Annotated in this window: 1 protein-coding gene, 1 tRNA gene and 1 pseudogene; 1 reads left to right on the top strand and 2 read right to left on the bottom strand. The window is 46.6% G+C overall.

The genetic code is table 11. From position 1 onward, the window contains the following. Both ACUVJL_RS14820 and ACUVJL_RS14815 read right to left on the bottom strand, forming a co-directional pair. The coding region (locus tag ACUVJL_RS14820; protein WP_445246536.1) for an EAL domain-containing protein at positions 1 to 730 on the bottom strand (730 nt) is incomplete at its 3' end. A 479-nt stretch (positions 731 to 1209) separates the two neighbouring features. Beyond that, positions 1210 to 1283: transfer RNA gene (locus ACUVJL_RS14815), tRNA-Pro, on the bottom strand. A gap of 91 nt (positions 1284 to 1374) precedes the next feature. On the opposite strand from ACUVJL_RS14815, the pseudogene lipA reads away from it, so the two are divergent. Continuing rightward, a pseudogene (gene lipA, locus ACUVJL_RS14810) lies at positions 1375 to 2250 on the top strand (lipoyl synthase); the annotation flags it as partial. Positions 2251 to 2274: the final 24 nt, after the last annotated feature.

Raw genomic sequence — 2274 nt, 5'->3', positions numbered from 1 at the left:
GAGATTCCCCTACTTCAAAAACAATATTGCTGTGAGGAATTCCCGATTCATCAATAGCCTGTACTGTCCTTCGCAGGCACGTAGCGGGATCGTAAACTGAAGTCGGAGAAAAATTAATAAAAAGTAGTTCTTTGATATCGTACACATGGGCTTCGTGGATCGCGCGAGTCCGGGCTAAAGCATCTAGTTGAAAAATTAGGCCCGCTGATTCTGCTTGGGCAAAAATCCGACCCGGATAAATTAAGTTTCCCTGCTCGTCAATTCCTCGGAGTAGCGCTTCCTGGGCAAAAATTTTAGAAGTATCTGAGGTATAAACAATGGGCTGAAAATGTGTAGTAATGCGTTCTTCCGACAATAAATCTAACAGCCAATCTGAGTTGCTGAAGTTAATAAAAGAGCATAGGTCAGTGCTGCGATAAAAATCGCTAAGTTGCGGCTGTTCAACTTCGCGCATCCACAAAACTTTTGTCTCTTTCAACTCTTGATTTGTCAGCGCCGATGATGCTAGGGCGCTAAACTTTTCTTTGGCTATTCCCTCAAGCCTAACGTACAAACACTGGCTCTCTTCTAAAAGCCGGAATTCAAGTTTAGCCTTGGTCAGTGCAAAAATAACCTTGTTCAGCGTGTGCGATACTGGAAACCACAGGTATAGACCTCCCCTGTCCTCTATTTTTTCGGGTACTGTTTCGCACCGAGAGCAGGAGCCGAAGGCTTTGCCACTTCTTTGCATTGGAATATCCTCCGGTTTTTGGGTGAATTTTAGAACGGGTAGAACGTAATATAATATTATAAGCTTATTCAGCTATTAATACCTCTATCTCAAGATGTAAATATTAAGAAACTTGTATTTAAGAATTAGGGCAGTATAAATAGTTACCTCGGGTTTCAAACCTTGGTCAAATTTCTCAGCATTGAGCAAGTACGTATCAGTGAACACAGTCCCAAATCCTCACAGAGCCAGAAGGCAAAGACTTGTTCTCTACTCTCTATTGCTGCTCTGATTCTTTACGTTTGATGCTCTCATTCCCTTTGCTAAAACAGCGGCTACAGTTGATTTTTTAGCAAGGGGGAATTAACACGCCCGTGAAGCGCAGCTATCCCGTAGGAAATCGCCCCATCGACCAATTTATACCAACCTGAAATATAGACAGCCGCACGATCGCCCAAAACAAACTCACTTCCTGCGGAATATGCAATTTAATTTTAAAATCGGGATGACAGGATTTGAACCTGCGACCCCCTCGTCCCGAACGAGGTGCGCTACCAAGCTGCGCTACATCCCGGATTTAGTCAATAGATTTTTAGCTTATCACATTCAAGTTAAAATTGAGCAAGCTCCTATATAATGATTTGTAAAACACTACTCAGGCGGAGACAGACGTGACAGTTAAGCCCCAGTGGTTGCGAGTAAAAGCCCCCCAGTGGGAGCGCGTCGGCAACGTCAAAGAAATTTTGCGCGATTTAGCCCTGAATACGGTTTGCGAAGAGGCTTCGTGTCCGAACATCGGCGAATGCTTCAACGCAGGTACTGCCACATTTTTGATTATGGGCCCGGCTTGTACCCGCGCCTGTCCTTACTGCGACATCGATTTTGAGAAAAAGCCCCAACCTTTAGATCCGACGGAACCCGAAAGATTGGCGCAAGCGGTGCAGCGGCTCAAACTCAACCACGTTGTGATTACCTCTGTCAACCGGGACGATTTGCCGGATGGGGGCGCGTCTCAGTTTGTCGAGTGCATTCAGGCGGTGCGCTGTGCGATGCCGGACACAACTATAGAAGTTTTGATTCCCGACTTGTGCGGCAACTGGCAAGCTTTAGAAATTATTCTCGCAGCCCGCCCAGAGGTACTCAACCACAATACCGAAACCGTAAAACGACTTTACCGCAAGGTGCGGCCGCAAGGAAAGTACGATCGCACCTTGGAACTATTGCAGCGAAGCCGCTTCCTCGCACCTGGGGTTTACACCAAATCCGGCATCATGGTGGGGCTCGGAGAAACAGACGCCGAAATTCGGGAGGCGATGCAAGACTTGCGGGCTGTCGGCTGCGATATTTTAACAGTTGGACAGTACCTGCAACCGACCCAAAAGCACTTGAACGTAGAAAACTTTGTGCATCCGGAACAATTTGATGCTTGGACAAAGTTCGGCGAATCTTTGGGCTTCTTGCAAGTTGTGGCTTCTCCCTTAACTCGCAGTTCGTATCACGCCGAACAGGTGAGGGAACTGATGAAACTTTACCCGCGCTAAGTAGGTGGCTACAAATTAACATAA

This window comes from Microcoleus sp. OTE_8_concoct_300 (genome assembly GCF_031383065.1).
Taxonomy (GTDB): Bacteria; Cyanobacteriota; Cyanobacteriia; order Cyanobacteriales; family Microcoleaceae; genus Microcoleus.
This window is presented reverse-complemented; position numbering and strand designations above follow the sequence as displayed.